At 65.8% G+C, this 25,371-nt stretch carries 18 protein-coding genes and 2 tRNA genes; 9 read left to right on the top strand and 11 right to left on the bottom strand.

Going from position 1 to position 25,371, the window contains the following annotated elements; genetic code table 11:
* Window positions 1–5 precede the first annotated feature (5 nt).
* Window positions 6–2,207 carry an MMPL family transporter gene (locus AB0M45_RS04440; RefSeq protein ID WP_364322774.1) on the bottom strand — a complete coding sequence of 734 codons (2,202 nt, stop codon included), beginning with the start codon at window positions 2,205–2,207 and terminating at the stop codon, window positions 6–8.
* 432 nt (window positions 2,208–2,639) lie between these two features.
* On the opposite strand from AB0M45_RS04440, the gene AB0M45_RS04435 reads away from it, so the two are divergent.
* A tRNA-Ala gene (locus AB0M45_RS04435) sits at window positions 2,640–2,715 on the top strand.
* Here AB0M45_RS04435 and AB0M45_RS04430 read toward each other — a convergent pair.
* Window positions 2,686–3,102, bottom strand: coding sequence for an LLM class flavin-dependent oxidoreductase (locus AB0M45_RS04430; RefSeq protein WP_364323079.1), 417 nt, complete (start codon window positions 3,100–3,102; stop codon window positions 2,686–2,688). The genes AB0M45_RS04435 and AB0M45_RS04430 overlap by 30 nt on opposite strands.
* A 767-nt stretch (window positions 3,103–3,869) precedes the next feature.
* On the opposite strand from AB0M45_RS04430, the gene AB0M45_RS04425 reads away from it, so the two are divergent.
* The gene (locus AB0M45_RS04425) at window positions 3,870–4,415 is read left to right on the top strand and encodes a hypothetical protein (protein ID WP_364323077.1); all 546 of its coding nucleotides are present in this window, start codon (window positions 3,870–3,872) and stop codon (window positions 4,413–4,415) included.
* Window positions 4,416–4,708: 293 nt separating this feature from the next.
* Here the strand turns inward: AB0M45_RS04425 and AB0M45_RS04420 are convergent.
* The 9 genes from AB0M45_RS04420 to dnaA form a co-directional block, all read right to left on the bottom strand.
* Window positions 4,709–4,782: transfer RNA gene (locus AB0M45_RS04420), tRNA-Ile, on the bottom strand.
* Window positions 4,783–5,112: 330 nt separating this feature from the next.
* Window positions 5,113–6,294 carry a DUF3566 domain-containing protein gene (locus AB0M45_RS04415; RefSeq protein WP_364322772.1) on the bottom strand — a complete coding sequence of 394 codons (1,182 nt, stop codon included), beginning with the start codon at window positions 6,292–6,294 and terminating at the stop codon, window positions 5,113–5,115.
* A 39-nt stretch (window positions 6,295–6,333) separates the two neighbouring features.
* On the bottom strand, window positions 6,334–8,847 hold the full coding sequence (gyrA, locus tag AB0M45_RS04410) for a DNA gyrase subunit A (protein ID WP_364322770.1): 2,514 nt from the start codon (window positions 8,845–8,847) through the stop codon (window positions 6,334–6,336).
* A 109-nt stretch (window positions 8,848–8,956) separates the two neighbouring features.
* Window positions 8,957–11,002 (bottom strand): DNA topoisomerase (ATP-hydrolyzing) subunit B, encoded by a 2,046-nt coding sequence (gene gyrB / locus AB0M45_RS04405; RefSeq protein WP_364322768.1) that lies wholly within the window; start codon window positions 11,000–11,002, stop codon window positions 8,957–8,959.
* A 312-nt stretch (window positions 11,003–11,314) separates the two neighbouring features.
* Window positions 11,315–12,226, bottom strand: a complete 912-nt coding sequence (locus AB0M45_RS04400; protein WP_364322767.1) for an alpha/beta fold hydrolase — start codon at window positions 12,224–12,226, stop codon at window positions 11,315–11,317.
* A gap of 127 nt (window positions 12,227–12,353) precedes the next feature.
* Window positions 12,354–12,923, bottom strand: a complete 570-nt coding sequence (locus AB0M45_RS04395; RefSeq protein WP_364322765.1) for a DUF721 family protein — start codon at window positions 12,921–12,923, stop codon at window positions 12,354–12,356.
* Window positions 12,924–13,298: 375 nt separating this feature from the next.
* Window positions 13,299–14,507, bottom strand: a complete 1,209-nt coding sequence (gene recF / locus AB0M45_RS04390; RefSeq protein WP_364322764.1) for a DNA replication/repair protein RecF — start codon at window positions 14,505–14,507, stop codon at window positions 13,299–13,301.
* Window positions 14,508–14,750: 243 nt separating this feature from the next.
* Window positions 14,751–15,926, bottom strand: a complete 1,176-nt coding sequence (gene dnaN, locus AB0M45_RS04385) for a DNA polymerase III subunit beta (protein ID WP_364322762.1) — start codon at window positions 15,924–15,926, stop codon at window positions 14,751–14,753.
* An 892-nt stretch (window positions 15,927–16,818) separates the two neighbouring features.
* A complete protein-coding gene (gene dnaA, locus AB0M45_RS04380; RefSeq protein ID WP_364322761.1) occupies window positions 16,819–18,759 on the bottom strand; it encodes a chromosomal replication initiator protein DnaA in 1,941 nt (646 codons plus the stop codon).
* 646 nt (window positions 18,760–19,405) lie between these two features.
* On the opposite strand from dnaA, the gene rpmH reads away from it, so the two are divergent.
* From rpmH to AB0M45_RS04345, 7 genes are all read left to right on the top strand, one after another.
* On the top strand, window positions 19,406–19,549 hold the full coding sequence (gene rpmH / locus AB0M45_RS04375) for a 50S ribosomal protein L34 (protein WP_006550910.1): 144 nt from the start codon (window positions 19,406–19,408) through the stop codon (window positions 19,547–19,549).
* Between the two features lie 21 nt (window positions 19,550–19,570).
* Complete coding sequence (rnpA, locus tag AB0M45_RS04370; RefSeq protein ID WP_364322760.1) at window positions 19,571–20,002, top strand: ribonuclease P protein component; 432 nt, start codon at window positions 19,571–19,573, stop codon at window positions 20,000–20,002.
* Window positions 19,999–20,397 carry a membrane protein insertion efficiency factor YidD gene (gene yidD / locus AB0M45_RS04365; RefSeq protein WP_364322758.1) on the top strand — a complete coding sequence of 133 codons (399 nt, stop codon included), beginning with the start codon at window positions 19,999–20,001 and terminating at the stop codon, window positions 20,395–20,397. Before rnpA ends, yidD begins: the two co-directional genes overlap by 4 nt.
* A gap of 4 nt (window positions 20,398–20,401) precedes the next feature.
* Window positions 20,402–21,484, top strand: coding sequence for a membrane protein insertase YidC (yidC, locus tag AB0M45_RS04360; RefSeq protein ID WP_364322757.1), 1,083 nt, complete (start codon window positions 20,402–20,404; stop codon window positions 21,482–21,484).
* Between the two features lie 159 nt (window positions 21,485–21,643).
* Window positions 21,644–22,150, top strand: coding sequence for a protein jag (locus AB0M45_RS04355; protein WP_364323075.1), 507 nt, complete (start codon window positions 21,644–21,646; stop codon window positions 22,148–22,150).
* A 169-nt stretch (window positions 22,151–22,319) separates the two neighbouring features.
* Window positions 22,320–23,108 (top strand): 16S rRNA (guanine(527)-N(7))-methyltransferase RsmG, encoded by a 789-nt coding sequence (rsmG, locus tag AB0M45_RS04350; RefSeq protein WP_364322756.1) that lies wholly within the window; start codon window positions 22,320–22,322, stop codon window positions 23,106–23,108.
* A gap of 1,204 nt (window positions 23,109–24,312) precedes the next feature.
* Window positions 24,313–25,323, top strand: a complete 1,011-nt coding sequence (locus AB0M45_RS04345) for a ParA family protein (protein WP_364322754.1) — start codon at window positions 24,313–24,315, stop codon at window positions 25,321–25,323.
* Window positions 25,324–25,371: the final 48 nt, after the last annotated feature.

Here is a 25,371-nt window from a genome sequence, read left to right as displayed (position 1 = left end):
CCACGTCAACCTGTGGCGCTACCCACAGTGCTCTTGGCGAACTCGTGCTCCAGTTCGGCGCCCTCGATGTCGAGATCGGGGACATAACGACCGAACCAGCGAGGGTGGAACCACATACGGCTTCCGACCAAGGCCATGACAGCGGGCACCAGCGTCAGCCGGACGACGAAGGCATCGAGGACAACGCCGACCGCCAGCGTGAACGCCAGCGGCTTGACGATCGGATTGTCGACCCAGGTGAAGGCCACGAACACGGCGAACATGATCAGGGCGGCGGCGGTCACCACCCGGGCCGAATGCGCGACACCGTTCTGCACTGAACCGATCGCATCCCCGGTACGGCTGTACTCCTCTTTGATCCGGGATACGACGAAGATCTGGTAATCACTGGATAGGCCAAAGATGATCGCCAGGATGATTATCGGCAGGAAGCTCAGCGTCTGCGCCTTGGTTACATCGAAAAGGTTCGCGCCCCAGCCCCATTGGAAAACCGCAACCTGTATGCCGAGTGCGGCGAAGACCGAGAGGATGAATCCGGCGATCGAGCTCAATGGCACCAGCACGGTGCGGAATGCGATCGTCAACAGCACCAGCGCCAAGCCGACGACGACCAAGAGGAAGATCGGCAGCGCGTCGGCCAGGCGGTTGGAGGTGTCGATGTTCGCGGCGGTGGTGCCGCCGATCAGGAACGTGGCCCCGCTGTCCGCCTCGATGCGGTCGCGATTGTCACGCAGTCGGTTGACCAGATCCGACGTTGCCTCGTCATCCGGGCCGGTCTTCGGCACGACTTGGATGAGCAGCAGGCCGTCGCCGCTGCCGACGGGCTGGACCGCTGCGACGTCGGGTTCCCGCTGCAGCTGTGTCATCAGCGTCTGCGCCGTATCCGGGCTCGTGGCGCGAGACAGATCGGTTACCAGCAGCAACGGACCGTTGAAGCCGGGACCGAATGAGCGGCTGACCAGGTCGTACGCCTTGTGTGCAGTGTTCGACTCCGGTTGCGACTCGCCACTGGGCAGCCCCAGATCCATCCGCGTGACCGGAACCGCCAGGACGACCAGCGCCGCGATTCCGAGCACCAGCAGCGGCACCCGGAAGCGCGTGACGAATCGGCCCCACGCGTGTCCCACCGTGCGCTCCGGTTCGTAGGCCGCGATCCGCGCCACCTCCTCCGGTCGTCCCGGATGCAGCGGAGGCGAAATGAAGCGAGCGACAGTCGCACCGGCGAACCCGAGCAGTGCGGGTAGCAGGGTCAGGGCAACCAGCATCGCCACCAGCACGGCGCCGGCCGCGGTCAATCCCATGACCGTCAGGAACGGAATGCCGGCGACCGAGAGCCCGCACAATGCGATGATCACGGTCACCGCCGCGAAGACGACCGAGCTTCCCGCCGTGCCGACCGCCAGCGGTATCGACTCCTCCGCGGGCAGTCCGATCACGATGTTGTGCCGATGCCGGGACAAGATGAACAGCGCGTAGTCGATCCCGCACGACAACCCCAGCATCAAGGCCAGCGACGTCGCCGCCGCGGGCACGTCGACAAAGGCGGCCACACCGAGGATTCCGGTCAGACCGATGGCCACGCCCACCAACGCCGTGACGATGGGCAGTCCGGCGGCGACAACCGCCCCGAATGTGATCAACAGTAAGACGAAGGCCGCGACGATGCCGAAGGTCTCCGGAGTTTCGGGCACTTCAGCGGTGAAGCCCGGGTACACCGCTCCGGCGAACTCCACGTCCAAGCCCGCATCCCGCGCCGGGGCGGCGATGTGGTCGACCTCGTCCAGCGTCTCCTCGGTGACCTCCCCCGCCGGCACCGAGAACTGCACGCTGCCCAATGCGACCTGCTGATCGGGTGCGAGCGCCTTGGCCTCGAGCGGGTCGACCACCGTGGCCACCTGCGGCAGCCCTCGCAGACCGGCAATGACCTGCTCGATCTGAGCGCTCGGCTGCGGGTCGGTGACCTTCGCCAAGCCGGGGGTGGCGAACACAACTTGCATCTGAGCGCCGCTGTACGCGGGCATCCGCTGTTTCAACAGGGAAACGGCGTCCTGCGACTCGGTTTTCGGAATGGTGAAGTCGTCGGTGGTCTTGCCGCCGGTCACCGCGGCGAATCCGATCGCACACGCGAGCAGGACCAGCCACACCGCCAGAACCCACCAGCGCCGAAGGGCAACCAGTCGACCAAGAGCGAACAGATACCGAGACATGCGGGTCCTCTCGTCGAGCAACCAACGACACATCAACGAACCCGAAGCACGACCGCTGCGACCACGATAAATGCCCTCGCCAGGCGGTACGGCCACAACGCTCGAATCCTGTCCCCGAGCAGGATGCGCGACCCGCCGATGATCACCTCGTCACCACCGCGGGGGACTGCCTGCTGACCTTGCTCGCGGATGCGATCGGCCGTCGGCGCGGATCACCTGCCAGATCTCGTCGGCATCGGGGCGGTCGTGCCACCGTCGCGGACCCACAGCCTGCTCGACACCTCGGACACCGAAACCTGCGGCGCACCGCACGACGAACAGGCGCGTCAACCGCGCTACGCGCACCCGGCACCCTGCCGTTTTGACCATGTCAATGGCGAGAAGGTACCGTTTTCCAGGCGTCTGTGCGCGCCGACCGTGACGAACGGTGCCGGGGCCTTAGCTCAATTGGCAGAGCACTGCCTTTGCAAGGCAGGGGTTAGGGGTTCGATTCCCCTAGGCTCCACCAATGGGAGGCGAGTGCTCGTGGAGAGCACTCGCCTCTTTGGTTCCGCGTTTCTTGTGGAGGTGCAATCCCCACACCCCGCCCGGCGGGCTGCGCCCCCAGACCCCCTTCCTGGCTCGCCAACCCCGGCAGCAGGCCCGGGGCACGGCAACGGACCTCCCGATGGGACCAGCCGACGCCGAACCCGGGCATGAGCCTGTCACCGCTGATCACGTGGATGCTGGTCAGCTGCCTGGCCAGCTGGACGGGCGGATACCACGGGGCGACGAACACGTTGGTGCCCAGCCGCCCGGTTCTCGTCGCGGTCGCGGCAACCGTCAACGCGACGCACGGATCCAGGCAGGTGCTGAACTCCCGAGGGATGGTGTTCGAACCCGCGTCACCCGCCATCGGCTGCGCGGGGGCGAGCAGCCGGTCGCCGACCACTCACGGTAGGCGGGCCATCCGGCTTGGGGGGCGCACTGGGCCATTCCGCGCCGACTGCGAGGCGACGCAGTGGAGGAAATGATCCCGTTGGCTCCGAACATATGAAATGTGGCCGGCATGAATGGTCGTCTCCCGCGGAACTCCGACTGTCAGCGGCGGTGAGCGGATCACGCTGCGCTCGTATCCGGTGGTGGAGAGGATCGAATAGCCGATTCACGCGGCGAGAGCCCTATCGGTAATCCCTCGACAGGTTGACGCTCTCGCGTATACGGCGGCCTTTACACACCCGGCGCCCGAAAACAGTCTGCCCCACAGAGTCTTTCACGACGATTGTTATATCGATGCCCTCACATGGAGTGCATGGACCCGATCGCCTCAGCGGTCCCCGTCCTGCGGAGGAACCACCAGCCGAGCCCTGGCGAACGCCCCTTCCAGGGACCAACGGTCCCGCATCCGCCGACTCCGCCGCCGCGAATGCGGCATGGCAGGAATAACTTGACGGACGCGCGCTCGAAATCCGATCGCCAGGTGAGTTCGTATGGAATATCTATGAATATCGGTAATCCAAGCGCCCGAGTGAAAACCGACCGTTTGAATCGAAAATGGGAACGCGAAACACCCATAGACTTAGAAGATCCTGAGAGCGATGATATCCATGATGCCGTTTGTCGGGGAACGGACAACCATAAATCGGCAGGATGATTGGAAGTCCAATGATACTCAGAAAGTTGGTGGTGGCCGCACTCATAGCCATCGCATCCACGGGGATCGCGACCGTTACGGCCCAAGGTCAGGCTCGAGTAGCGGGGCAGGATCTCACATTCAATTTGGCGGACGGCCCCATCGCCTACACAGCGACGCTGGCGGCTGATCACTCGAGCGCCACGATCAACCTGGCGTCCGGGACGTTCGTCCCGGTTCCCGAAGCGATCAATGTGATCGCGGATAACGGTGCACTCGTCGGCTCGATCCCGACGACACTGCGCATGGAGACCGGCCAAGCCTTCGCCCTCACGCCGTCGCTCGACAGCACGGGTAGGACGCTGACGATGACACCGGCGAGTGGCGCCCCGTCACCCGCTGCCGTCCAAACGCCACCCGAGGTGGAGAGCTTGCTGCAGGACGCCCTGTTTATCGGGCTCTTCGTGGGCGCAGCGATCGGCTGCGCGATCGGCGTTCTCATCGGAATCTGGTTCTTCCTGGTGGGCGCCGTGATCGGTTGCGCGATCGGCGCTGCCATCGGTGCCACGATCGGCTTCTTCTTCTTCCCGATCTGATAGATCTCCGGAGGCACCGAATCGAGGTAGTCAACACGGCCGAGCGGTCGACCAGGCCGCTCGGCCTCTGTGTGCGCGCACCCTCGCGGGCAGTAGCCCCGCATCGGCGGCATCGCGAAACCTGGCTCTCGGCCGCCACCGTCAGAGATCGGGTCGATCAGCACAGCCCAGCTCGGCGGATTCGTAGTCATCAAGGGTGTTTCGAGGACTGCCGGGCACCCTCGTCGCAGTACTGGAACTGGCGTGCCCGGCGATAGAGCCGTGGACGAGATTTTGACCCGCGGGATCGTGGGTGGGCCTAGGAGGACTTGAACCTCCGACCTCTTCGTTATCAGCGAAGCGCTCTAACCGCCTGAGCTATAGGCCCGTGTTGTTCGACTCGGATCGCCGAGCCGAGAGCAAAGATTACCCGACACGACCTCTATGGACCAAAACGGCTGGTAGACAGCTTGTGGTGGAGTAGGCCCTGACCTGGCGTGCGATCGACGGGCGCTCCCCGGTCAACCTTCTGGGGACTTCGAGGCTTGGTACGGGCGCGGTTGCCGAGAACTCCCGGTGGTCGGCACCCGATCGCCTATCTTTCCAGCACCGGGATTGCAGGCCCGGCCAGCGAACCCCTGCCCTGGAGCGCTGCCGAAACGCAAACGGCCGGTACCAGCCGTGCAAGGGCGGGTACCGGCCGTTCGGAAGAACCGGACTAGTCGGGGTCGGCCAGGGTTACCTGGATACCGCCCACGAGGTCGCAGCACTGGTTGTAGATGAACGTGCCGACGGTGCCGAGTGCGGTGAACAGGACGACGTTGATCAAGCCGATCACGCCCGCGTACCCGAAGACGGTGCCCGCGTCGATCAACCCCACCGAGCCGCTGTCCTGGGACACCATGTCGGTAAACGTGTTGTTCAGTCGTTCCCACACGCCCATGCCCTCGAGCACGATGTACAGCAGGCCGACCGCCAGCATCCAGACGAAGAACATCGCCACGCTGATCACCAGCGAGATCTTCAGCGTCGACCAGGGATCGATGCGACGGATCTGCACCGTGGCCCGCAGTGGCTGACCGGAAGCGACCGCGGCGACCGCGACCGGAACCGCGGGCGAGACCGGCGAGGACTGCGGACCAGTGGCTTCGGTCGGCGGCAGCGGGTGGCGGATCTCGGACAGGTCGGGCATGTCCTTGATCAGCTCCGGCCGCGCGATGCTGCGGGTGGGTCCGTCGATGCCGACGGACTTCACCATCGCCGCCTCCTTGCGTGCCGCCTTGGCCGCCAGGTCGGCGGTGGTGCGCGCGTTGGACATGCTGTTGCCGAGCCCGCCCGGCCCGCCGGAGTTCGGGCGGCCGGTGACCGGCGCCTGACCAGGGCGGTACAGGTTGGACTGCGGCTCCCGCTGCGGAAGCTGCGACCACCCGTCCTGATACGGCGACTGCGGTCCGCCGTTGCCGGGGGCACCCCCGGCCTGCTTTTCCCCGCCCTCGGGCGCGGACTGCTCGGCCTTGGTGTTGATCCGCGCCGTCTTCTGATCGAAGTGGTCCTGGCCGTCGCCGCTGGGCGCCTTGTCCGGCGACCCCTGCGGTGCCGGGAAATCACCCTGCTTGTCGCGGACCTCTTGCGGCTGCGCTTTCGGCTGGTTGACGCCGGGCTGGCCGACCGGCTGCCCACCGGGCTGAGGCCCCGGCTGGCTCTGGTGACCACCCGGTTGTCCACCACCGGGATGGCCGCCCGGCTGGCCGCCTCCTTGCTGGCCGCCACCGGGCTGACCGTTCTCGGCCGAGGCGACCGGCCGTGGGATCGGCCGCGGCGGGATCGGTGACGGTGCGATCCGCTCGGTCACACCGTTCGTCTGGTGCCGCTCGTCATTCGGCTGATTCGGAGTGGTCAATGGGAATCCTTAGATCCGTTCGTTGCCGCCGCTATTGGATTACTTCTCAGAAGAACCTGCGTCGCCACCACCGGCGACCTGATCGGGATCAGGCTCGTCGGCATTGCGCGCGATCGCAAGCAAAGTATCGCCCTCTGCGAGGTTCATCAATCGCACGCCCTTGGTCTGCCGTCCAGCCTTACGAACCTGCTTCGCCGCCGTCCGGATGACGCCGCCCCCGGAGGTGATCGCGTACAACTCATCCTCGTCGTCGACGATGAGCGCCCCGACCAGGGTGCCACGTTTCGCGTCGAACTGGATGGTCAATACGCCTTTACCGCCGCGGCCCTGCGGGGTGTACTCCTCGATCGCGGTCCGCTTGGCGTAGCCGCCGGACGTCGCGACCAGCAGATATGTGCCATCGCGAACCACATTGAGGGACAACAGTTCGTCACTGTCGTTGAACCGCATGCCCTGCACGCCCGAGGTGGCGCGGCCCATCGGACGCAGCGCCTCGTCGGTGGCCGAGAAGCGAATGGACTGGCCGAGCGCGGATACCAGGAGCAAGTCGTCGTCGGCCGAGCAGAGCACGGCGCCGACCAGTTCGTCCTCGTCGCGCAGATTGACCGCGACGATGCCGCCGCTGCGGTTGGAGTCGAAGTCCGTCAGCTTCGACTTCTTCACCAGGCCGTTCTTGGTGGCCAGCACCAGGTACGGGGCATCGTTGTAGGACTTGATCTGGATGATCTGGGCGATCTTCTCGTCCGGCTGGAAAGCCAGCAGGTTCGCCACGTGCTGCCCACGTGCGGTGCGGTTGGCCTCGGGCAGCTCGTATGCCTTGGCGCGGTAGACGCGGCCCTTGTTCGTGAAGAACAGCAACCAGTCGTGCGTCGAGGTGATGAAGAAGTGCTTGACGATGTCGTCCTGCTTGAGGCCGGCGCCCTGCACACCCTTGCCGCCGCGCTTCTGGCTGCGATAGAGATCGGTCTTGGTGCGCTTGGCGTAGCCGGTCTCGGTGATCGTGACGACCACGTCCTCGCGGGCGATGAGATCCTCGTCGGCCACGTCGCCGTCGGCGGCGATGATCTTGGTGCGCCGATCGTCGCCGTACTTGTCGACGATCTCCTGCAGCTCGTCGCGGACGATCGCGCGCTGGCGCTGCGGCTTCTCCAGGATGTCCTTGAGATCAGCGATCTCGAGCTCGATCTTGGCCAGCTCGTCGACAATCTTCTGCCGCTCCAACGCCGAGAGGCGCCGCAGCTGCATGTCGAGGATCGCGGTCGCCTGGATCTCGTCGATGTCCAGCAGCCGCATGAGGCCGGTGCGCGCGGTCTCGGTGTCGGCCGAGCGCCGGATCAGCGCGATGACTTCGTCCAGCGCGTCCAGCGCCTTGACCAGACCGCGCAGGATGTGGGCGCGTTCCTCGGCCTTACGCAGCAGGTAGCGGGTGCGCCGCACGATCACGTCGAGCTGGTGGTTAACGTAGTGGCGGATCATCTGGTCCAGCCGCAGGGTGCGCGGCACCCCGTCGACGATGGACAGCATGTTCGCACCGAAGCTGGTCTGCAGCTGGGTGTGCTTATAGAGGTTGTTCAGCACCACCTTGGCCACGGCATCGCGCTTGACGGTGACCACGATGCGCAGGCCAGCGCGGTCGGAGGACTCGTCGTGGATGTCGGAGATGCCCGCGATCTTGCCATCGCGCACCTGTTCGGCGATCGAGGAGATCAGGTTGTCCGGGTTGACCTGGTAGGGCAGCTCTGTGATGACGATCGTGGTGCGGCCCTTGTTGTCTTCCTCGATCTCGACCACACCGCGCATGCGGATCGAGCCGCGCCCGGTGGAGTAGGCGTCGTGGATGCCCTGGCTGCCAACGATCAGGCCGTCGGTCGGGAAATCCGGGCCCTTGACCCGCTCCATGCACGCGGCGAGGGTGGTTTCCTCGTCGGCGTCGTGATTCTCCAACGCCCAGTAGATCGCCTCGGCGACTTCCCTGAGGTTGTGCGGCGGGATGTTGGTCGCCATACCGACCGCGATGCCGCCCGAGCCGTTGATCAGCAGGTTCGGCACCCGGGAGGGCAGAACCACCGGCTCCTGCGAGCGGCCGTCGTAGTTCGGCACGAAATCGACCGTCTCGTGGTCGATCTCGCGCAGCATCTCCATCGCGATGGGCGTGAGCCGGCACTCGGTGTACCGCATGGCAGCCGGGCCGTCGTTGCCGCGCGAACCGAAGTTGCCCTGCGGATCGACCAGCGGATAGCGCAGCGACCACGGCTGCGCCATCCGTACCAGGGTGTCGTAGATCGGGACGTCGCCGTGCGGGTGGTAGTTACCCATGGTCTCGGCGACCGGACGCGCGGACTTCACATAACCGCGGTCGGGCCGATACCCGTTGTCGTACATCGCGTAGAGGATGCGGCGGTGCACCGGCTTCAGGCCGTCGCGCACGTCGGGCAGCGCGCGGCCGACGATCACGCTCATCGCGTAATCGATGTAGCTGTTCTGCATCTCCTGCTGGATGTCGACCGGCTCGATGCGTTCGCCGCCGGTCGGGGGCAGGGTGGTGTCGGTCATGAGGTCTCCTGTGTCTTGCGGATGCTCCCGCACCCCGTCGGCGTCATGAGCGCTGCGCGATGGTCTCGTGCGGAATCGTGGGGGCGCGCGTCACGACGCGCGTGCTGACTCACAGATCGAGGAAGCGGACGTCCTTGGCGTTGCGCGTGATGAAGCTGCGCCGCGCCTCGACGTCTTCGCCCATCAGCACGCTGAACAGCTCGTCCGCCGCGGCCGCGTCGTCCAACGTCACTTGACGCAACAGCCGCACCGACGGATCCATGGTGGTCTCCCACAGCTCCTTGGGGTTCATCTCGCCGAGACCCTTGTAGCGCTGCACGCCGTCGTCCTTGTTGATCTTCTTGCCCGCGGCGAGGCCGGCCTCCAGCAGACCGTCGCGCTCGCGGTCGGAGTAGGCGAACTCCGGCTCGGTGCGCTGCCACTTGAGCTTGTACAGCGGCGGCTGCGCCAGATACACATGGCCGTGCTCGACCAGCGGACGCATGAACCGGAACAGCAGCGTGAGCAGCAGCGTCGAGATGTGCTGGCCGTCGACGTCGGCGTCGGCCATCAGCACGATCTTGTGATACCGCAGCTTGCTGATGTCGAACTCGTCGTGGATGCCGGTGCCGAACGCGGTAATGATCGACTGGACCTCGTTGTTCTTGAGGACCTTGTCGATGCGCGCCTTCTCGACGTTGATGATCTTGCCTCGGATCGGCAGGATCGCCTGGTACATCGAGTCGCGACCGGACTTCGCCGAGCCGCCGGCGGAGTCACCCTCGACGATGTAGATCTCGGACTTGTGCGGGTCCTTGGACCGGCAGTCGGCCAGCTTGCCGGGCAGCCCACCCAGGTCGGTGGCCGACTTGCGGCGCACCAGCTCACGCGCCTTGCGTGCGGCGACGCGGGCCTGCGCCGAGGAGACCGCCTTGTTCACAATGGTCTTCGCGTCGGCCGGGTTGGCTTCGAACCAGTGGGTGAGGTGCTCGTTGCAGGTGCGCTGCACGAACGACTTCACCTCGGTGTTGCCGAGCTTGGTCTTGGTCTGGCCCTCGAACTGCGGCTCGCCGACCTTGACGCTCACGATGGCGGCCAGGCCTTCCCGGATGTCGTCACCGGTGAGGTTGCCGTCCTTCTCCTTGAGGAGCTTCTTGTCCTTCGCGTACTTGTTGACCACTGTGGTCAACGCCGCGCGGAAGCCCTCCTCATGCGTGCCGCCCTCATGGGTGTTGATGGTGTTGGCGAAGGTGTGCACCGACTCCGAATAACCCGAGTTCCACTGCATCGCGACCTCGAGCTCATGGCCGGTGCCCTTGCCGGTGAACCCGACGACCGAATTGTGGATCGGCTGCTTGGTCCGGTTGATGTGGCGGACGAAATCCTCCAACCCGCCGGGGTAGTGGTAGGTCCTGGTCTTGACCTTGTGCTCGGCCGCGGCGCCGTTCTCGTCGGCGTGCTTGGGCGCATCGGCGGTCTCGCTGACCACCTCGTCGATGACCTCGGAGTCGCTGACGCGCTCGTCGGTGAGCTTGATGGTCAGCCCCTTGTTCAGGAACGCCATCTCCTGCAGCCGGCGAGCCACCGTTTCGAAGTTGTAGGTGGTGGTCTCGAAGACCTCCGGGTCCGCCCAGAAACGGATGACGGTGCCGGTCTTCTTGGTCGGCTCGCCCTGCACCAGCTTGCCAGGGGTGGCGTCCTTGTAGGTCTGGCTCCAGTGGTAGCCGTCGCGGTCGATCTCCGCCTCCAGACGGGTCGACAGCGCATTGACCACGGAGATACCGACGCCGTGCAGACCACCGGACACCGCGTAGGAATCCGAGTCGAACTTGCCGCCCGCGTGCAGCTGGGTCATGACGACCTCGATGGTGGGCACGCCTTGGGCGTGCATCGCGACCGGGATGCCGCGGCCGTCGTCGACCACTTCGACGCCGCCGTCGGCCAGCAGGGTGACCTCGACCTTCGTCGCGTACCCGGCCATCGCCTCGTCGACGGAGTTGTCGACGACCTCCCAGATCAGGTGGTGCAGACCGCGTTCACCGGTGGAGCCGATGTACATGCCCGGACGCTTGCGAACCGCCTCGAGCCCCTCGAGAACCGTGATGGAGGAGGCACCATAGTCCTGCTTCCCGGTTGCCTTGGTCGAACCCGATGCGGTGGAGTCTTTGGCAGCCACTGGTCGGTAGCTCTCCTTACTTGCTGATCCCGGCATACAGCGATCGACAGCACACGTGGGGCCCTGGTGGTGTCTGCTCGAAAATTAGGGTCCACGCGCGGACTGTGCGAAACGCGCCGAAGGTGTCGCCGCTAGTTACGTCACCATCCTACTGGTACACCCAACTTACAACGCACCTCCGACACCCCTGACGGCTCCGTGAATGCGAGAAAACGGATTCCGCCGAGTCGGGTCCGCCTTCCGCCGGTTTTCATCCAGCAGGCGTGGGCTGAGAGATGCGTTGGCCGCTGCGGACTTCTGGCCGCGCCACGATCAGCGAGCGGTGTCGATCCGATCCACGAAGGCGGCCGTGTGGCGTGCCAGCTCCGCCGGATGTGAGATCGGCGACCAATGCCGAGCCGGTATCTCGGCGCGGGTCAGGTTCGATACCCACCGACCGGCCTCAGCATTGACCACCGGCCGCACCGCCCGGTCGCCGGTTGCGACGATCAGCTGCACCGGCACCTCGATCGGGCGGGGCCGCGGGTGGCGCAAGTGCGTGCGGATGTTCGCGCGGTAGAGCTTCAGGTTGTTGATCATATCGGTTCGCAGCGTCGGCGCCGTCTCCACTAGCGCAGGATCCAGGCCATCGAAGACGCCGAGGAAGCGCGGCCAATGCTTGGACAACACCCGTAGCACCGGATTCGGCAGTCCGGGGATCTGGAAGGCGACGGTGTAGGCCGAGGCGATGGCTTGGGCGAGCGAGCCGCGTAGCCGTGCCGGGGTAACGGAGCCGCGCAGATAGACGCCGAGGAAATCCAGGTTCGGGCCGGACACCGAAGTGAACGACGCGATCACCGACGCGGCGTCCGGAGCGGCGACCAACTCCCACCCGACCACCGACCCCCAATCGTGGCCGAGGACGTGGACCCGTTCCCCGGGCGCAACCGCGTCGATCACCGCACGGACATCGGCCGCGAGTTCTTCGATCCGGTAGGACGCTACATCCGTGGGCACCGAGCTAGTGCCCGCACCGCGGTTGTCGAAGGCGATCACCCGATGACGGCCCGCGAGCAACGCGGCCACCCGGCTCCACAGCAGGTGGGTGTCGGGCCAGCCGTGGATCAGCAGGACCGGTATCCCTGCGGGATTACCGCATTCATACACCGCGAGTTCGACGTCGCCGCGGCGGACGGTGCGGGTTGCGGCCGCGGGAAACGGACCAACGGAGGTGGTGATCGTCATCGTAAGACCTTCCGCCCGGGCGAGTTCGATCCGACGCGACAGGTTCCGGGCACGACATCGGGCCGAGGCGTTCCACGTGAAACGCCTGTCGATGTAACCGTAACACCGGGTATCAGATACTGCCCAACTATCCGTACGTATCGCGGGGTCCTCGACCCCTGATATGACGTTCACCCTTACGCCAACTCGGTGCGGCAGGACCGGAGATCTTCACAGACGTCACCACGCCCTGGCCGACAGCGGCGTTGATCTTCGCCAGAATCTGGCTCTGCAGCATCCGCAATTGCGTGGCCCACGCGGTCGACTCTGCCGCGATACTCAGCACGCCGTCCTTCAGCGTGACCGGGGTGGCGTGCGCGGCGATGTCCTCGCCGACGACGCTTGCCCACCGGCCGAACACCATGCCCTCGGCCACTTTGCTCGACCAACCACGGTTCTTGGCGATCGAGCCGGCCAGCTTGAACAGCAGTTGGGGATCGCGATCGTCCGGGCGGGCGCCGGACCATCCGGTGCGGCTGCGGGCGCCGGTCCGCAGCCTGCGCTGCGGCGAGGAACGCCCCTGGCCGACAGACTTACCGCTCGCCCGCGCCGCGGCGCGGGCCTCCTCCAGCGCGCGCCGGGCCAGGTCGATTCCGCGTAGCTCGGGTTCGCGGCCTGCGGATTCGGCAGATCCGGGCCCTGTGGGCTGATCGCTCATCGGCCCTCTCCCATCGCGCGCATTCGGTTGTCCCCAGTTTCGATCACGTTGTCCCCAGGCTTTGCCGGATGTTGCCAGCTACGCGCAAACTCGCGAGGCGACAAGCAGATGGCCGGTCAATTGACCTGTTCGTCGCCCATTTCAGAGGATTTCCGAACGAGGTCACTTGATTGCCAAACTGTTGCTGAATCGAGTTTCGCCAGGTTGGGCGACGTCGACCGGCCGAGTTTTCCACAGGTGGTGGGGAGTCGGCCGCAGCTGTTGACGAAAACGCGCGGCACGCCCGACGACTGGTCACTGTAGTGGATCGCACCCATAGACGTGCAGGCGCGGATCGCGTCTGCACGCCCGGCACGGCATCCGGCTCCACGTCGTTCACCGCTCGCCGCCGGAACCCAGGCTGCCGCCGCAGGCCGTCTCTTCGGCGACGAGGCGCGAGATGCGCCCATCGGGGCTCCCCGTGGTCTCGACACGCAGCGGCACAGCGGCGAGTTCGGCGGGTACGTCCTCCGGTACGGCTGCCGTGATCAGCACCTGCTCCGCCCCCGCGGCGACGGCGGCGAGCGCGGCGCGGCGGCGGCGGTCGAGTTCGGCGAAGACGTCATCGAGCAGCAACATCGGTTCGGCGCCGGTGGCCCGCAATAGATCGAATGCCCCCAACCGCAAGGCCAGCGCGAACGACCACGACTCGCCATGGCTGGCGAACCCCTTCGCGGGCGAGACCCCGAGCATCAGCTCCAGCTCGTCGCGATGCGGGCCGACCAAGCACACACCGCGCTCGAGTTCCTTCGGACGCGCCGCGGCGAGCTCACGCAGCACGATCGCCTCGAGCGCCTCGGTGTCCTCCGGGCTCGGTGATCTCGCCGGATCCAGGAATTCCGGCGGCAGCGCCGCGCTGCGATAGGCGATCGAGGCAGGCCGCGACTCTGGAGCGATCGAGGAGTAGGACTGCGCGACGTACGGAGCCAAGTCGTGCACCAGGCACAGCCGTTGGGCGAGCAGTACCGAGGCGTGCGCGGCCAAGTGCCCGTCCCATACGTCCAGGGTGCTCAAGTCCGCCTTCGACCTGGCCTGGCGCCCAGCGGTTTTCAGTAACGCCGACCGCTGGCGCAGTACCCGGTCGTAATCGCTGCGCACCGCGGCCAGTCTGGGCAGGCGCGCTGTGCACAACTCGTCCATGAAGCGGCGACGCTCGCCGGGATCGCCACGCACCAGTGTGAGATCCTCCGGCGCGAACAGCACCGTCTGCAGGATGCCGAGGATTTCCCGGGTCCGTCGGACCGGTGAACGGTTGATCTGCGCACGGTTGGCGCTGCCCTGGTTCAGCTCGACATCGATGCGCAATTCGCGGCCCGCGTTGACTACGGTGGCACCGATCCGGGCACGCTCGGTGCCGGTCCGGATCAATGGCGCCTCCGTGGCGACGCGGTGCGATCCGAGCGTTGCCAGGTAGCCGATTGCCTCGAGCAGGTTGGTTTTGCCGTTGCCGTTCGATCCCAAGAAAACCGTCCGGCCTGGGGATAATTCGAGATCCACGTGTTCCCAGGAGCGGAAGTCACGCAGTGACAGGGCCCGGATGAACATCCGCTATCGCGCTCCTGCCTGGGCAGAAGCAGTCATTCCTGCCGGTCGGTCCGGCATGGACACAGCCGCCGATCCCCATGTCCCAGGCCACAGCCCTGTGGAACACCTGTGGATAGAGTGCGCGGACGCCCGCGGCGCGACCGAGTTATCCGACGTCGCTGGTGGTTGTCCAGCGATATGGCCGCTCAGCTGCACCGGATCACGCGGCGCGGATCCGCACGGTACCCGATCATGCACCGGCCATCAGCCCGGGAGCCGGACCGGCATGAGCAAGTAGATGTACGGGCTGGACAGCGCCGCGAACGTTCCGGAGTCGAGCACCTCGGGCTCTTCCTCGGAAGCGGGCAGCAGCACGGCGGGCCTGCTCGGCGTGGTGAAGCCGAAGGTGACCCGGTCGGCATGCAGCGCGGACAAGCCGTCGATGAGGTAGCCGGGGTTGAACGCGATGGTAAGCGCCTCGCCGCGGAAGTCCGCCTCCAACCATTCCTCGGCGCGTCCGGCGTCGTCGCCGCCCGCCGACAGCAGCAGACCGTCAGAGGTGAACTCCAACCGCACCTGGGCACCACGCTCGGCGACCAGTGCGACGCGCTTGATGGCATCGGTCAGCGCGGCGACCGCCAAAGTGGCGATCGAGGTGTGTTCCTTGGGGAGCAATTGGCGGAACTTGGGGAATTCCGCGTCGAGCAGGCGTGTGGTGGTGCGGCGGCCGGCGTTGACGATGCCGAGCAGGCCGTCCGATCCCGCACCGGAGCCCAGCGACAACTGGACCGGGGCGTCGGACGGCCCGAGCGTCTTGGCGGCCTCCGAGAGCGTCCTGGCCGGGATGAGCACCGACGTCTCGATGTCGGGGCGCGCGGGCTGCCATTCGATGTGCCGGACGGCCAGGCGGAACCGGTCGGTCGCCGCGAGGACGACCTGCGAGCCTTCGATCTCCACCCGGATTCCGGTGAGCATGGGCAGGGTGTCGTCGCGCCCGGCGGCGACGGCGACCTGTCCGACGGCCTCGGCGAAGACCTCGACACTCAATTCACCGCTCTGTTGCGGTACTTCGGGCAGCTGGGGATAGTCCTCCACGGGCATGGTGGGCAGGGAGAACTTCGCGCTGCCACAGGTGATCAGCACCCGGGTGCCGTCCACCGAGACATCGACCGGCTTGTTGGACAACGCCTTGGTGATGTCGGCCAGCAGCCGGCCGGAGACGAGCACCTGGCCCGGACCCGCGACCTCCGCCGCGACGCGCACCTGCGCGGACACTTCGTAGTCGAAGCCGGAGACGGTCAGCCCGTCCTCGTCGGCGACCAGCAGCACACCACCGAGCACCGGAACGGGGGGCCGGGACGGAAGACTGCGCGCCACCCAGGCGACGGAGTCGGCGAAATCCTCGCGGGCGACCCGAAACTTCATGCTTGCAAGCTCCATCGCCCGATCTGTCCTCTCCCGGTTCCGTGATCTGTTGTCGGCTCGTCAGTGTCGGTGCTCGAAAGGGTCCTGCCGAATCGGCCGTCTTCGCAGTCTGGCACAGGCGACCGACATCAAACCGTACCCGCGTGGAAGACGAGCACCTAGCCCGACCCTCCGGCGGTACGCGCAGTGGGTGCCGTGTGGGCTGCCGAGTGGGTCGAGCAGGCGCGCGCGTCGCGCGTGCGGCCGGGTTCGTCGGTCGTTCATTCGCCGGGATCGTGACGCGGTGCCGACCGTGCGCATGGACCTCGGCCGGCTCTGTTCTCCGTGCGGGAAACGGTGTGGCACCGAAACCTCGCCGCTCGACCGACTTTCCACACACCCTGTTTTGAAGAGAGATCTCTAATGAGAAGAACCGAAGTAGTAGTAGGGGCTGTGGATTCTGTGGACTGCGGCCGAATCCACTGGTCAGCGGGCGTGGTGCCGTGGGGATGACCGCGGGGTGTCTCGAGGATGAACACCAGGCGTCTGTGGAGGTTCACCAGTTGTCCCCATTCATCCTCGAGCGCTCCTCGAGTTGTTCCACCGGATTTACCCGGTTGTTCACACCTGTGCACGAAATCGTGGACAGCTCGAGGAATCCTCGAGGACTCCACACGGACTCCTCGAGGATTCCACAAGGCTTGATCCGGACACCGTGCTGGTCAGGGGCTGTGTGCAAGCACCCCTGGGGAAACTGTTGAATTCGGCCTGTGAGCGGACAACTGGGGACGCTCCCCCTCACCTGTGTGTGAATCGGTGGACAAACCAGGGGATTCCTCGAGGACTCCACAAGGATTCCTCGAGGAATCCACAACCCACAAAAAAGCACCGCCCCAGGTCAGGGGCGGTGCTCAGCTGTGTATAGATCTCAGCGCGAGCGCTGTTTGATCCGGGCTGTGAGTTCTTGGACCTGGTCGTAGACGCGGCGCCGCTCGGTCATCTCCTTGCGCACCTTCTTCTCCGCATACATCACCGTGGTGTGGTCGCGACCGAACGCCTGACCGATCTTCGGCAGCGACAGATCGGTCAGCTCGCGGCACAGGTACATGGCGATCTGCCTGGCCTGGGCCAGCGGCCGAGCCTTGCCAGGGCCGGTGAGTTCTTCCAGGGTGGTGTTGAAGTACTCCGCGGTGACGGCCATGATGGTCGCCGCGTTGATCTCCAGCGCCGCGGTATCCGGCATGAGATCGCGCAGCACCACCTCGGCCAGTGGCAAATCCAGCGGCTGACCGTTCAACGAGGCGAACGCGGTCACCCGGATGAGCGCCCCTTCCAGCTCACGGATGTTGCGCTCGACCCGGCTGGCGATCAGCTCCAGCACGTCGTGCGGCACATCGAGCCGGTCCATCCGCGCCTTCTTGCGCAGGATCGCGATCCGCGTCTCCAGTTCCGGCGGTTGCACGTCGGTAATCAATCCCCACTCGAACCGTGTCCGCAGCCGCTCCTCCAGGGTGGCCAGTTGCTTCGGTGGACGATCCGAGGAGACGACGATCTGCTTGTTCGCGTTGTGCAGGGTGTTGAAGGTGTGGAAGAACTCCTCCTGGATACCTTCCTTGCCCTCGATGAACTGGATGTCGTCGACCAGCAGGATGTCGGTCTCGCGGTAGCGACGCTTGAACGCGACCTTCCGGTCGTCGCGCAGGCTGTTGATGAAGTCGTTGGTGAATTCCTCGGTCGAGACGTACTTGACCCGCATGCCGGGAAAGAGACGCTGCGCGTAGTGGCCCGCCGCGTGCAGCAGGTGCGTCTTGCCCAATCCCGAAGCGCCCCAGACGAATAGCGGGTTGTACGCGCGCGCGGGGGCTTCGGCGATGGCCACGGCCGCAGCGTGCGCGAAACGGTTGGACGCGCCGATGACGAAGGTTTCGAACGTGTACTTCGCGTTCAGGCTGGCCGAGGAGGTCGACGGCGCGGACGACTCCTGCGACTTGGTGAAGTAGGTCGGCCAGGAGTTGCGGACATTCACCACGGGCTCGTCGTCATGGTCACCGCGCGGGCTGTCACCGACCGGCTCGCGCACCGGATCGTGTGCCAGTCCCGTATCGGTCTCGGCGGCTTCGCGCACCGGGGCACGGATCGGGCCGCGTAGCGGGCCCGGTCCCGGTTCGGGGTTGAACAGCGACTCCTGGCCCGGCGGGATGGCCGAGTCGCGGCGCGGTGGAAGTCCGGTTTCGCGTCGCGTCGCGGGGTCCGGCGCGGAGACCCCGGGCAGTTCGGCCATGGTCGAGTACTCGCCGCGCGCAGGGTAGTCCGGGTGAACGTACTCCGGCTGGCGGTACTCCTCCCCGGGCACGAAGTCCTGGCCGTATTCGGGTCGGGAGAAGTCGGAGCCATCGTCGTAAGGCGACGCAGGCGTGTAGTCGGCGGGTTGTGCGTAGCGGGGCGCCGGGTATGCGTCGCGGCCCGGGAAGTCGGAACCCGGATATGTCGCTGGACCACGCCCGACGTCCCGGGTTCGTTCGGGCCTGCTCGTCATCCTGGCATGCCGGGGTTGGTTGCTCTGCCGGTCGACCGTCGGGCTGGTCGGTGCGGCGATGCGGACGCCGAGTCCTTCCACTTGGGGACCGAGTCGACGGGCGAGCGAGCGGAGGATCGGTTCGCGCAGATCGCGTTCGATGGCCTCCTGGGCCAGCGACGAGGGCACCGAGAGCAGGGCGAACCCCTGTGCAACCGTCAGTGGCTTGACCAGCTTCAGCCAGGCCTGCTGCGCTCGGGTTACCGGAGGGATGGCGCCGTCCGGTGAGCCAGTGGTGAGCTCGGTAACAACCTCGGGCCACACCGTGGCCAACACGTTCTGCTCGTCGTCCATGCAGTTTCCTCCCCGGAAGTAGGTCGATAGGAGCAGACGGCCGGGGCACGCGGGGAGGGCTGAGGTGCGACCGTGCTGGGGTCGGTCCCGTGATCCTGCGTACGTCCGTAACCGGTTCGGACGCTGTCCGGGTCCCCCATCCGGGCAGCGGCGTGGCACCGTCGGCCCTACGAATATGCCACTCCAGGGGTCTTTCCACACAATTATCCACAGATGTGGAGAACCCTGGGGAACTGAGGAACGCGCGCACGCGCGGAAATGGCGGCGCCGCGACCTGCGGTTCTACAGCAATCGCCTGGCTACGTACCCTAGTGGCCGAGGTGCGCGGTGGCTAGGGGTGTGGACGAGGTCACGGTCATTGCCAGGGCGTCTGACTAGTCGCGACCGGTTCTGCCTGGTCGCGGGCTCCGGCCCACAGGGGTGGGGCGAGTTTGACCCGTCCGGGACCGATCAGTACCCTCGTACAGTCACCCCTTGGTGCGGTGGCGGTCTTGTGCTGACCGCGTTTAGGTCGTGATCGACCGACTGTGCGCCAGGACCGACGCGCGCCGATGATGACCAGACCTGCGATTCATTCGCGCACTACACGTATCACCGACAAGCTTCGGGCGCTACCTGGCGCCCGCCTACTCGAGGAGTGTTGACCGTGGCCAAGGGCAAGCGGACGTTCCAGCCGAACAACCGTCGTCGGGCGCGGGTGCACGGCTTCCGTCTCCGGATGCGCACCCGTGCGGGTCGCGCCATCGTCTCGGCGCGTCGCCGCAAGGGCCGCGCTTCCCTTACTGCCTGACCCTCGCTCTCGGACGCTCGGGTGTTGCCTGAGCCGTATCGGTTGCATCATCGTGCCGACTTCTCCCGGACGGTGCGCCGCGGCCAGCGAATCGGGAGGCGTGATCTGGTCGTGCACGCGCTCCTAGGCGAGTATGACGGAGTCGTGGGCGTGAATGAACGACACGATCAGATCCCGGACGACAAGCTGGTTCGCGTGGGTGGACCGCGCTTCGGGTTGATTGTCAGCAAGGCGGTGGGCAACGCGGTGATTCGACATCGCGTGGCTCGCCGCCTGCGTCATATGTGCGCCCGGGTGCTCGTCGAGGTGCCACCGGGAACCGACGTTGTGATCCGGGCACTTCCGGGTGCCGCCACAGCGTCCTCGGAAGACCTGCTCCGCCAGCTGCGCGGTGCCCTGCGCAAGCTGGGCGCCGACGCCGCGGCAGGAGCGCGGAAGGGCGGTTCGACATGAGCATGCCCGCGACGATCACCAAACTGCCCGCGAAAGCGCTGATCTTTCTGATCGAGCTGTATCGGACCTATGTCTCCCCCACCCGCATGCCGGTGTGCCGATTCACCCCGACATGTAGCGAGTACGCGGTTACCGCGCTGCGCACCCGTGGCCTGTTCATCGGGCTCGTACTGACGGTCGTGCGCTTGGCCAAATGCGCACCCTGGCACCCTGGTGGGTGGGACCCCGTCCCGGAGCGGAAGCGGAGCACCCTTCGCGCCGAGACCGTGGACGAGGCAGCTGCCGACGCGGCGTCGCAGGAACCGAGCCTGCCTGCCGAGCCGCGGTCGCAGCCGAACGCTTGTAAAGGATCACCGCACGCGGTGATCGGCGACACGAACGACGGGAGTGCATAGAACCGTGCTCGACTTCATCTATTACCCGGTGTCCTGGATCCTCTGGTTCTGGCATCGGGTCTTTGGGTTCGCGTTCGGCGCGGACAACGGTCTCACCTGGGCACTGGCCGTGGTGTTCCTGGTGTTCACCTTGCGCCTGGTGCTCTACAAGCCGTTCGTCAAGCAGGTGCGCACCACCAAGCAGATGCAGGAGCTGCAGCCCCAGATCAAGGAGCTGCAGAAGAAGTACAAGAACGACCGCCAGAAGATGGCGCTCGAGATGCAGAAGCTGCAGAAGGACAACGGCTTCAACCCGCTGATGGGCTGCCTGCCGGTCCTCGCTCAGGTGCCGGTCTTCCTCGGGTTGTTCCACGTGCTGCGGTCGTTCAACCGGACCGGGCACGGCTTCGGCCAGCTCGGCCTGACGCCCGAGCAGAACGCGAACACCGCGAACTACGTCTTCAGCGCCGCCGACGTCCAGTCGTTCCTGAGCGCTCGCATCTTTGGTGCGCCGATCTCGGCGTTCATCACCACGCCCGTCAGTGAGTTGCAGGCGTTCGCCGACTACGGCGGCGTGCCGAGCCGCTTGAGCATCGCGCTCGTCGCGATCCCCTTGATGGTCATCGCCGGTCTCGCGACTCACTTCAACGCGCGCGCCTCGGTCGCGCGACAGACGCCGGAAGCCGCGGCCAACCCCCAAGCGGCGATGATGAACAAGCTCGCGCTGTGGGTGTTCCCGCTCGGCGTGCTCGTCGGTGGTCCGTTCCTGCCGATCGCCATCCTGCTGTACTGGGTTTCCAACAACATTTGGACCTACGGGCAGCAGCACCTCGTCTTCGGCCGGATGGCGAAGGAAGAGGAAGCCAAGAAGCAGGCCAAGCTGGAACAGCGCGCGCAGAACGCGCCGAAGCCGGGCGCCAAACCGGTCAACGTGAAGAAGAAGCCGGTGCCATCCGCTGAGGCCGACGCCGGGACGGACGAGGCCGGTGCGGCCCCGTCGACGAACGGCACCGCCAAACCGGCGAAGCAGGCTGCGAGCCAACGCCGGGCGGGCGGCCAGAAGCGGTCGACGAACCGGGGCAGGGCGAACCAGAAGCGTAGGCGCTGACCCCGCAATCGATGGGCCGATTGGCCCATCTCTATCGCTGAGCAACCCCTTGATCGCGAATACCGCCCGGCGGCGATTGCCCGGCGCGCGCGATGAGCAGATGAAGGAAATCAAATGACTGTTGAGACCGACGGAGGGGACGCCACAGTGGCGACGACGATGGTGAACGCCGGGTCCGATGCCGGCGACGTCGAGAACGATGCCGAGGAAGCTCTCATCGAGGAAGGCGAGATCGCCGGCGACTATCTCGAGCAGTTGCTCGACGTCCTCGACTTCGACGGTGACATCGATCTCGACGTGGAAGGCGACCGCGCCGTCGTGAGCATCGATGGCGGCCGCGACCTGACGAAGCTCGTTGGACGCAACGGTGAAGTGCTCGACGCCTTGCAGGAATTGACTCGCCTGGCTGTTCAGCAGGCAACCGGTGTGCGGAGCCGGCTGATGCTGGACGTGGCAGGGTGGCGGGCCAAGCGGAGGTCGGAGCTGAGCGAACTCGGTACGGCTGCCGCGCAGCGGGTGCTGGAGTCGGGTGCGCCGGAATCGCTGGCACCCATGACCCCGTTCGAGCGCAAGATCGTGCATGACGCCGTGGCCGCGGTCGAGGGTGTCAGCAGCGAAAGCGAAGGTGTCGAACCGAACCGCCATGTGGTGGTCGTTCCCGCCTGAGTGCCGAGCCAAGGCTGCGGCAGCCGCATAAGGCGCAGAAGGCGAGACGGCCGCGTGTTCCGCGGCTGGATGGGTAGTGGTTGGATAGGGCCTCTGGTCTTCGGACCGGGGGCCTTATTTGTGTCCGGCGCCCGGCTGCTCGCTCGTTGATCGACTCGAGTTCGGAAGGATGTTTCACGTGGAACGAGATCTCGGTGGAACCACCGCGGTGCCCGCGGAGGAGCTGGAACCACCTGCGTCGGCGGCGACCGTCTTCGGCGACCGACTGGATTTCGCGCAGCGATACTGCGCGGCGCTCGCGACCGCGGGCGTGGAACGCGGGCTGATCGGTCCGCGCGAGGTGCCCCGGCTCTGGGATCGCCACATCCTGAACTGTGCCGTTCTCGGCGAGTTGATCGCGGAGGGCGCGTCCGTGGTCGATATCGGCAGCGGTGCCGGACTGCCCGGGATTCCGCTTGCGATCGCGCGGCCGGACCTCCGGATCACGTTGGTCGAACCGCTGCTGCGGCGCACCATCTTCCTGAGCGAGTTCATCGAATCGGTGGGATTGGACGTGACCGTGGTCCGCGGCCGTGCGGAACAGTCGGGCGTGATGAAGGAAGCCGGCGGCGCGGACGTCGTCACGTCCCGCGCGGTGGCTCCGCTCGGCAAGTTGGCCCAGTGGTCGCTTCCCCTCCTCCGTGACCACGGGCACATGCTCGCGCTGAAGGGAGCTAGCGCGGCGGAGGAACTCGAACGCGACGGCGACGCCTTGGTGCGGGCCGGCGCCGGTAATGCTGTCGTGCTGGCGTGCGGTGTCGGATTGGTGTCCACGCCGACGATGGTGATCAGTGCTGAACGACTCCCCCGTGCCGAGCGGACGTCCCGGCGTCGGACCGAACGGGCGGGTGCTAAGGAGGCTAGCAGCGGGGCGATGGAGCGCGGCCGAACCAAGCGTGCGGCGCGGAAAGCCGAGTAAGGGACCAAAAGCCCCGCGATCCAGCGCGCTCGATCGCGGGTTTGAGCATTTGAATCCTTGGGGGCGGGGTTGTTTCGTCACTCTGACGGAACTGAGCTGATTGATGTCGATCAGCCGCTGTTCTCGGTGAGTGGGCGGAGCTCGTACCAGAGTCCGCCGCCCAGTTGATCAGTCTCACTCGAGCCCGCATTTCGTGATCTCGTTCTCCACACTGTGGCGGCGGTTCATGAAGTTCAAGAGTCGTCCCGGCATGTGCCAAGAGTGCCCTGGCGATGTTTCACGTGAATCGAAGCGGATTCGCGGCGGTGATGGCGACGACCAATCTCGAGACAGGGGGCGATATCCAGAGTTCAGACAGCTGGCGAAGTCGAGTTGGGTCCGACCGGGTGCCGATCACCCATCACCATGCGGCGACACGCAGCCCGGGGCGGTCGAGGGCTGGCCCATTTGCCATTGGCCGCAGGGGAGCTCGACGGAGCTGATCCAGTCCGCAAGGGCGATCCCGCTTCTTGGATCCCATGTCCGGGGATTTGGCTGCTGCCTTGGCGATTGGTGCGGGTAGGAGTTGGCGTGCTGGTTGGGCGCATTCACCGCGACCACGTGTCACCGTCTGACCGTGAGTTCAGTTCGATCGGATCGGCGCTTCGTCGATGAGCTCGAATCCGCCCGCCTAACGTGGCGCAGTTGAATCGAGCGGACACAGTTGCCGCGCCAACTCCCGCGACCACGTATTCGTTTGGCGCAGGCTCCGCATGGTTCACGTGAAACATGACTTCGGAGCGGAACCCACCACCCCCGGACCGGCCGATCTGGGCTGGCATTGGTCACGCGCGCTGAACTAACGCGGGCTCTTGACGATCGCAGCACTCGCTAGCTACCCCGAACACGATTCGCAGGGCGATGTTTCATGTGAAACAGCGGGCGTGGCGGCGGGAAACCGTGCGGATTTGCGTGTCGCTTTGCGCCTCGCCGCGATTCAGCTTTCTTATCGCGCTGAGTGCTGGCAAGCTAGTGTGCGTCGGGCGTGAGCGTAGGTGCCACGGAGGATCTGGTTGTCACAGCGGCAAGAGCTCCGCTCGGTCGATCGGGCGCCGCGAACCGGTTGTGCATCGTGTTCGATCCGACAAAAGGCTGTTGCAACACGACGTCGACCTGTCCCCGTCGCGCGCACGTGTTCTGAAGTTTCTCGGGTTAGGAGCTGTCTATGTCGAGCGGTCCGGCGAATGTTTCACGGGAAACGACGTCGCGCGTGCCGGGGATGCTGGACTCCAGCAATTTCGACGCGGAGGCATTCGGAAGCACACCGTTCGGGCACATCTCGCCGAGCGAGACCCCGATAGCCGCCGAAGCCCAACGCGCAAGTCAGGTCCTCCATCCAGGAAAGGCGACTGTGCCGAAACCGCATGAGCAACGCATCATCACGATCGCCAATCAGAAAGGTGGCGTCGGGAAGACGACTACCGCAGTGAATTTGGCGGCCGCCCTGGCGCATCAGGGGATGACCGTTCTCGTGATCGATCTGGATCCGCAGGGCAATGCCAGTACCGCCCTGGGGATCGAGCATCATTCGGGCGTCCCGTCCAGCTACGAGTTGCTCATCGGTGAGGTGTCGGTCAAGGATGCTATCCAAACGAGCCCGCACAGTGAGCGTCTGCTCTGCATCCCGGCGACCATAGACCTGGCCGGTGCTGAGATCGAACTCGTCTCGATGGTGGCCAGGGAAGGTCGACTGAAAGCCGCCATCCAGGAGGCGAATATCGCCGGATACGACATCGATTACGTGATGATCGACTGCCCGCCCTCGCTGGGGCTCCTGACGGTCAACGCGATGGTCGCTGCGAAGGAGGTGCTGATCCCCATCCAGTGCGAGTACTACGCGCTGGAAGGTGTCGGGCAGCTGCTCCGCAATATCGGGTTGGTGCAGGCGCATCTGAATCCGGAACTCCATGTCTCGACCGTGATCCTCACGATGTACGACGGCCGCACGAAGCTGGCCGACCAGGTCGCGGAGGAAGTCCGTGGACACTTCGGCGATGTCGTACTGCGCTCGGTGATTCCGCGCAGCGTGAAGGTGTCGGAGGCACCGGGCTATGGCATGACGGTGCTCGATTATGATCCAGGCTCCCGGGGTGCGATGAGCTACCTGGATGCCGGACGCGAGATGGCAGCCCGCGCGATGGTGCCGCGCGCTGCCGCGACGAAGTCGGCTGAGTGACTCGGCCGGCCGAGTCGATGCTCGGCGAAGTCCGGTTGGTAGCGGAAC

This window comes from Nocardia sp. NPDC051787 (genome assembly GCF_040681325.1).
In the GTDB taxonomy this organism is placed as follows: Bacteria; Actinomycetota; Actinomycetes; order Mycobacteriales; family Mycobacteriaceae; genus Nocardia.
Note: the sequence above shows the minus strand (reverse complement) of the source record. Positions and strands in the feature narration are given on the sequence as shown.